The following is a 6,667-nucleotide window of genomic DNA, read 5'->3' on the forward strand; positions in this document are numbered from 1 at the left end:
CAAACTCAAGCTGGGCCACAGCTATATCTTCGAACTGAAGAACATGACCCAGTACCAGCACCCCATCCATTTGCACGGCATGAGCTTCAAGGTGCTGGCGTCCAATCGCAAAAAGATCATTCCGTATTTCACCGACACTTACCTGTTGGGCAAAAACGAGCGTGCCCGTGTGGCGTTGGTGGCGGATAATCCCGGCGTGTGGATGTTCCACTGCCATGTGATTGACCACATGGAAACCGGCCTGATGGCCGCTATTGAGGTTTCCTGATGCGACAAGGGCGTCAACCCCGGATTATCGACCGCAGCCGCGATGAAGACTTTATGCGTGAAGCGCTGGCGCTGGCTGCCCAGGGGGCTGCATTGGGCGAAGTGCCGGTGGGCGCGGTGCTGGTGCAGGACGGTGAGATTATCGGCCGTGGCTTTAACTGCCCGATCAGCGGCAGCGACCCCAGCGCCCATGCCGAAATGGTCGCCATCCGTGCGGCGGCGGCAGCGGTCAGCAACTATCGCCTGCCTGGCAGCACGCTGTACGTCACCTTGGAACCGTGCAGCATGTGCGCGGGCTTGATCGTGCACTCACGGGTGGCGCGGGTGGTGTATGGCGCGTTGGAGCCCAAGGCCGGGATTGTGCAAAGCCAGGGGCAGTTTTTCACCCAGGGTTTTCTCAACCACCGTGTGCTGTTTGAAGGCGGTGTGCTGGCTGAGGCATGCAGCACGATGCTTAGCGAGTTCTTCAAGGCCCGCAGAGCCAAAGCGTAGGAACGAGCGTGCTCGTGATCGTTTGATCTTTAAAAGATCGCGAGCCATCGAGCGTCGACCGGCTGCTCCTACGGATGGCCGAGTTTGTAGGAACGAGCTTGCTCGTGATCTTTTGATCTGGTTTTTGATCCATCAAAGTAACACGGCGTAAGGCCGAAACCTTAAGTGGCCGTGACCGCAGCAATGGATAGGCCGAAGATGGGGCGGCCCCTTCTATAAGGTCGGGGCCTGCTCAGAAAACAGGTGGGCGTCTTATTTCCTCGCCACGATGACGGCGCGCATCGGCGCGGGAAGGCCTTCGATGGTTTTACTGGGGTCGTTCGGGTTCAGGTAATCACTCAATGACTGGAACTTCATCCACTCGGTGGCGCGCTGTTCTTCGACGGTGGTTATGCTCACGTCCACACACCGCACGTCACTGAAGCCCGCACGGCGCAGCCAGCGCTCCAGTGCCGGGATCGACGGCAGGAACCACACGTTGCGCATCTGCGCGTAACGGTCTTCGGGGACCAGTACCTGGTTGGCATCGCCTTCAATCACCAAGGTTTCCAGCACCAGTTCGCCGCCCTTGACCAGGCAGTCCTTGAGCGCCAGCAAATGCTCGATGGGCGAGCGGCGATGGTAAAACACGCCCATGGAAAATACCGTGTCAAAGCCTTCCAGGTTGGCGGGCAGGTCTTCGAACGGGAAGGGCAGGTGCCAGACAGCGTCTTGCTGCAAGAAGCGCTGCACGGCCTGGAACTGGCAGAAAAACAGCCAGTTGGGGTCGACGCCAATCACGCTGTGGGCTCCCGCCCCGAGCATGCGCCACATGTAATAGCCATTGCCGCAGCCCACGTCGAGGATGCGCTTGCCCTTCACGTCGATGTGCGGGGCGACCCGTGACCACTTCCAGTCCGAATGCCATTCGGTGTCGACGTGCACCCCGAAGAGGTCGAACGGGCCTTTGCGCCACGGCGACAGGCCCAGCAATGCCTGGCGCATGCGCGCGCGGGTGGCGTCGTCGCAGTCGGTGTCCAGCGTCAGGCCGTTGAGCAGGTCGATGTGCGTGGGCTTAACGTCGGGCAAGGCATCCAGCGCGCTTTGCCAGCGCTCCAGGTCGCCGTGGCCTTTCTCCATTTTGAGGTCGAGCCGGGCCTGCAGGGTGTTCGCCCATTCAGCCAATGGGGTGCCGGCCAGGCGGCGGGCCAGGGGGGAAAGATCAATCATGGCAAGGCAATCAACGAGGCAAAGTTAAGACACTGGAACCACGGCACGACGGTCGAGAACCCGGCCGCCAACAGGCGTTCACGGTGTTCTTCGAGGCTGTCGGGCTTCATGACGTTTTCGATGGCGCTACGCTTTTGTGCGATTTCGAGGTCGCTGTAACCGTTGGCCCGCTTGAAGGCAATGTGCAGGTCGGTCAGCAGCGCGTGTTCTTCGGGATTATTGAAGCGCAGTTTTTCCGAAAGAATCAGGGCTCCGCCCGGTAACAGTGACTGGCGGATGCGCGTCAGCAACGCGAGGCGCTCCTGGGGGGCGATAAATTGCAGGGTAAAGTTCAGGGCCACCACGCTGGCGGGTTCGAAGTTAAGCGCCAGAATATCGCCTTCAATCACGTCAACCGGCAGCAACTCCTGAAACATCGAGTCTTGCGCATTCAGGTATTCGCGGCAGCGTTCGACCATCGCCGCCGAGTTGTCCACGGCAATCACCTTGCAGCCCTCGCTGCGCACATGGCGGCGCAACGCTTGGGTGACGGCCCCCAGTGAGCTGCCCAGGTCGTAGAGCACGCTATTGGGTTGGGCAAACTGTGCGGCCAATACGCCCAGGTTTTCGACAATGGTCGGGTAACCGGGCACCGAGCGCTTGATCATGTCCGGGAACACCCGCACCACGTCTTCGTTGAAGGCGAAGTCCGGCACCTGGGCCAGGGGCTGGGCGAAAATACGGTCGGGTTCTTTGCTCACGGCGATTCCGGCGATGGAAATTTGAAAGGGGCGGCATTTTAGCCAAGTTGACGCCGGGATGCGCGGTCTGTCTGATAAACCGCGCAGTCAGGTGAGCGGGGGGGAGAAGGGTCAGGCGCAATCGCACAGGGTCGAGGACACATCCAGCATGCCGGTGATGCTCAATTCTTTACCTTCGCTGTCCAGCGCTGTAAATGAAAAGGCGTTCAGCGTGATGCGGCTGCCTTCGATGTCGATACTCAGCGTGCCGCTTACACCCTCGCAGTTGAAATAGATTTCATTGCCGCCCACCACGGCAAACTCCACGTAAGACATGGCCAGCACCATGCCTGGCTCGTTCGCCCGAAACGTGTATTCCCCGCTCTGAATGGCCAGGTCAAGGGTCACGTTGATGACGCGGTATTCATACGCGCCAAACTGTGCAACGGACGCCGCAAGGCTGATGGTACGGCGGCCGCTGCCGAGCAGGATGTCGTCGGCCATGAAGTCGGGCCGCCCGGTGATGGTGGCGCGGGCTTCAAGCGCGAGTGCGCCGGCGGCTTTAGGGCTGACGGCTTTTGGTTTGTGGGTGGCAGTGATTTTTTGACGGACTGGTGACTGTTTGGCCATGGTTTAACCCTCGTCGCTTCAGGAGTGAGTCAGGTGCTATTAACGATGGCGCGGCGCGGGCCGTCTACTGTCACAAATAACAGGATGGGCCTGTTATTTCACCGTGATCGGGCAGTCAAACACCTCGGCCGGTTCGGTTTCGGGCTCCCAGGGTTGTTGGGAGGTCAGGCGCAGGCGCCCGTTGCCGGGGGCGAACGCTTCAAAGCGCCAGGTGGATTGGCCACCACTGCCCAGTAACTGACCGTTATCGGCGCTGGTGTAGACCTCGGGGCCAAGGTTGCGCAACACGCCGCCCGCGGAGTCCTGAATCGCCCAGCGGTAACCGGTGGTCGGGTTGCTGGGCAATGACACAATCAGGGTTTGCCCGGTGAGCAAGATCGCTGGGCAGTCGGTTTGATGTTCAACGGTGACAGTACGTGTTGGCTGTTGAACACACGCGGTCAGCAGGCTGAGGCCTAGCAGGCAAGCAAGACGTGGCAGGGACATTCAAGGCTCCGGACGGGCAGACACAATGGCGCAGCATACCCCATGCTGGGCGCTGCGCCAGAGTCACCGACCGGGCGGTGCCTGACTCACGAACTGAACGTGGCGTGGGGCGGGATGATCTTGAAGTCGCCGCACATTTCGAACGGCGCCTGCTTGCTTGGATCGTCCTCATCCTTCTTACTGGGGTCGGTGCCTTCAAATGTAAACAGGTGCGCGCTGTAGCAGCTTTCAATTACGGTCAGGTGCAGGGTACCGACATCCGCCTGGATCAACTGATAAGCGTCAACGCCGTCTTTTTTCACACACTCGGTATACGACATGTCTCGGATGGGCCCAGCCTCGCCGCGTTTGAACAAATAAATGCCTGACTGGATATTAATGTCCAGGGTCAGGGAAATGGCGCGATGGTTGGTAGAGCCGAAATCGTCAATTTCAGCGGTAATGACGATTTTTTTGTGGCTGCTGGCAAAGGTCATTTCCTGGGCTTTAAACAGGGGCCTGTCCAGCAGATCTGCTTTGAGTTCGCCTCGGGTCCTGGGGTTGAAACGCGAATTACCCAGAATGTTATGCAAGATGACGGCTGGGTTTCCATACACAGGATGATGAAGAGGCATGTTCAATTCCCCACTAAAGCATTAATGGCTGCGTGGCCTATTTAGTCGCGGAAGAATTTTTGTGTCTACTGACAGAAATGACAGGTGCCACCCTGCTTGACGCGAGCCGTGTCGAGCTGCCTGAACGCCGAAGGGCCTGCGGTTCCAAGGTAAACCACAGGCCCTTCGTTGGGTTAGCGGTGAAACTCAGGGCATTGAGCCCTTTAAAAAGGTTCATCACGGATTACCGGGAAAGACACTCTTGATCTTCATGAACAAGCATTCGCTATCCCGGCAGCGCCTTAGTTGCTCGGTGACCACAGCATGTTGAGCTCGGCCTTGATCAAATAGACCGTCATCAACGGTTGGTTAACGGCTATAGCCTCAACGTCGCTTGATCGATGCAGCAATGGTATCGGCCATTTTACGAAGCTCGTCCTTGCCAATGGTTGGCTTACCGTCAGGCGCGTTCTGCGAGTCTTGCATCACGTAGAGCAGCAGGTCGGGGGTGTCTTCCTTGGCATCAGGGTCGCCTTTGACATAGGCGATATAGCCGTAGTCCTTCGTTTGCGGCAAACAGCCCGCTTCTTTTTTCTCGACTTTGGAGAAGTACTCGTCGCCCCAAGAGCAAAGCTCTTTGGAAGAACGTGTAGGACGGGTTATTTCGACAAAAGTCGATTGACCTTTGTAGCCGCCCATTTGGACTGAGGGGAATTTTCGGAAGCCGAGGGCTTGGTAGTTCACGCCATCCCAATCGGGACGCTCCCAAAACGCCCGCAGCTCCATTTCAACACTGGCGTTTTCTTTATGTGGGTAGTTGTCCTCGAATATTGCACTTGCATCGCGGAAAAGAATTCTGACGTCAGGATGATCTTTCAGTCGCATGATGGTGCCCATGCTTCGTTTTTGGGGGCTGTCGTCTCTGACGAAGCCGTAGGGCATACAAAATCCTTTTTCCTGTGGAACTTCGTAAAGAGCGCGGGGGCGAAAGTTCTCGGAGAAGTTGGCGAAATTGTTTTTTATGTATTCATCTGTGGTTTTTGTTTTACTGCCTCCTTGCTCATAAGCGAAAATGCGCCCGGCCTGATAGATAAACATCGACCCGAAAGTTCTATTCTTGCTCTCAAATAAAGTGTAAATTGAACTATCATTAACTTCGTGCGAAAGTATTTTTATAGATTGATCGGTTTTAAGTTTTCGGGTTAACTCTTCCACCTCCTTAGTCTTTTCCTTTTTTATTCTTAAGAAGCTGCTTTTCGAGAGCATTGTGGACGTGCGCACTTCCCCTAAATAAATCGATTCAGCGTAGAAGTTGTTGGCCCTACTTCGAAAGTTGTGGTTGCCTTTGCTCGGATCTGGGTTGTCTCGCACAACACCTATTTCCACATGCCCAGGTACACTAATCTGAAAATACCCTACACACTCAGTCTTCCACCCATGTGGTATGCCTTGAGCATCAGCGTGAAGGGGAAAATAAATACTTCCTATGCAACATGCCAGCAAAACTTTTTTCACAAGTTTCATCCGCGAAACTCCGGTTTTTTGTTTGAAACGGAAGCGATTTGTTTTTCAACCTGATGTTCCCTCTGGGAATCAATGGTTTCTGGCTTCCCTGGGACAGATTGAGTCATCAAAGCGTGGTGAAACTGCATGTTATTATCCTCATCTTCCGTCCATTTTGTCGGGTAGGCAGTGATGAAGCCGCGTATTTGGCTCAATCTAGGGAGTGAATCAACCCTATACTGCGGAGCTTTCCAGAACTCTGGTTCAAAAGGCATTAGGCTTATTTTTGCAGTCTTCAAATCTATCTTTTTTCTTCCACCTTTCGACAGGAATGTATCTATTACTGGCCAGATTGAAGCGGGGTAGGAATTATTTAGCTTAACGTGAAAGTTTTTGGGGATAAATTCATATACCGACTCATAGTGTTCACTATTACGTTTGGCTACCGCCTGTATGGCTCTCCAACTATCCGGATGCCCAGGTTTATCAATAGCCTCCTTCAATTCGTCAGCCGGACGTACACCACTACTGATGCCAAATAACTTGTTCCAAATCCCTTTGCGTAATTCATGAGCAAAGGCTCGCGTTGGCTGAGGATGGCCATTGCCCAGAAAGTCTTTGCGTGTTGACTCCAAATCCATCACCAACACTGCCAGTTCAGAATCGCGGTCACCGAGCAAACTACGGTCATTGATATTGGCGCTGCCAATCAGTGCAAAGCGGTCATCGATAATCATCAGTTTACTGTGCACGTAGATTTGTTCAGTC

9 protein-coding genes are annotated in these 6,667 nt (G+C 55.3%); 2 read left to right on the top strand and 7 right to left on the bottom strand.

Features of this window, described 5'->3' with window-relative positions:
- On the top strand, window positions 1–268 hold a 268-nt coding region (locus Q1W15_RS15430; RefSeq protein ID WP_300730047.1), incomplete at its 5' end, for a multicopper oxidase domain-containing protein.
- Complete coding sequence (gene tadA / locus Q1W15_RS15435) at window positions 268–759, top strand: tRNA adenosine(34) deaminase TadA (RefSeq protein ID WP_300730049.1); 492 nt, start codon at window positions 268–270, stop codon at window positions 757–759. The genes Q1W15_RS15430 and tadA, both read left to right, overlap by 1 nt.
- A 252-nt stretch (window positions 760–1,011) precedes the next feature.
- On the opposite strand, the gene cmoB is transcribed toward tadA, so the two are convergent.
- The 7 genes from cmoB to Q1W15_RS15470 form a co-directional block, all read right to left on the bottom strand.
- Window positions 1,012–1,968 (bottom strand): tRNA 5-methoxyuridine(34)/uridine 5-oxyacetic acid(34) synthase CmoB, encoded by a 957-nt coding sequence (cmoB, locus tag Q1W15_RS15440; RefSeq protein WP_300730051.1) that lies wholly within the window; start codon window positions 1,966–1,968, stop codon window positions 1,012–1,014.
- Window positions 1,965–2,708, bottom strand: a complete 744-nt coding sequence (cmoA, locus tag Q1W15_RS15445) for a carboxy-S-adenosyl-L-methionine synthase CmoA (protein ID WP_300730053.1) — start codon at window positions 2,706–2,708, stop codon at window positions 1,965–1,967. The genes cmoB and cmoA overlap by 4 nt, the downstream gene beginning before the upstream one ends.
- 111 nt (window positions 2,709–2,819) lie before the next feature.
- Window positions 2,820–3,317 (bottom strand): hypothetical protein, encoded by a 498-nt coding sequence (locus tag Q1W15_RS15450; protein ID WP_300730055.1) that lies wholly within the window; start codon window positions 3,315–3,317, stop codon window positions 2,820–2,822.
- Between the two features lie 93 nt (window positions 3,318–3,410).
- On the bottom strand, window positions 3,411–3,803 hold the full coding sequence (locus tag Q1W15_RS15455) for a protease inhibitor I42 family protein (protein ID WP_300730058.1): 393 nt from the start codon (window positions 3,801–3,803) through the stop codon (window positions 3,411–3,413).
- A gap of 86 nt (window positions 3,804–3,889) precedes the next feature.
- A complete protein-coding gene (locus tag Q1W15_RS15460; protein ID WP_300730059.1) occupies window positions 3,890–4,417 on the bottom strand; it encodes a hypothetical protein in 528 nt (175 codons plus the stop codon).
- Between the two features lie 363 nt (window positions 4,418–4,780).
- On the bottom strand, window positions 4,781–5,920 hold the full coding sequence (locus Q1W15_RS15465; RefSeq protein ID WP_300730060.1) for a T6SS immunity protein Tli4 family protein: 1,140 nt from the start codon (window positions 5,918–5,920) through the stop codon (window positions 4,781–4,783).
- A partial coding sequence (locus tag Q1W15_RS15470; protein ID WP_300730061.1) for a phospholipase D-like domain-containing protein occupies window positions 5,917–6,667 on the bottom strand: 751 nt, incomplete at its 5' end. The genes Q1W15_RS15465 and Q1W15_RS15470, both read right to left, overlap by 4 nt.

The organism is Pseudomonas sp. (genome assembly GCF_030150285.1).
Lineage (GTDB): Bacteria > Pseudomonadota > Gammaproteobacteria > Pseudomonadales > Pseudomonadaceae > Aquipseudomonas.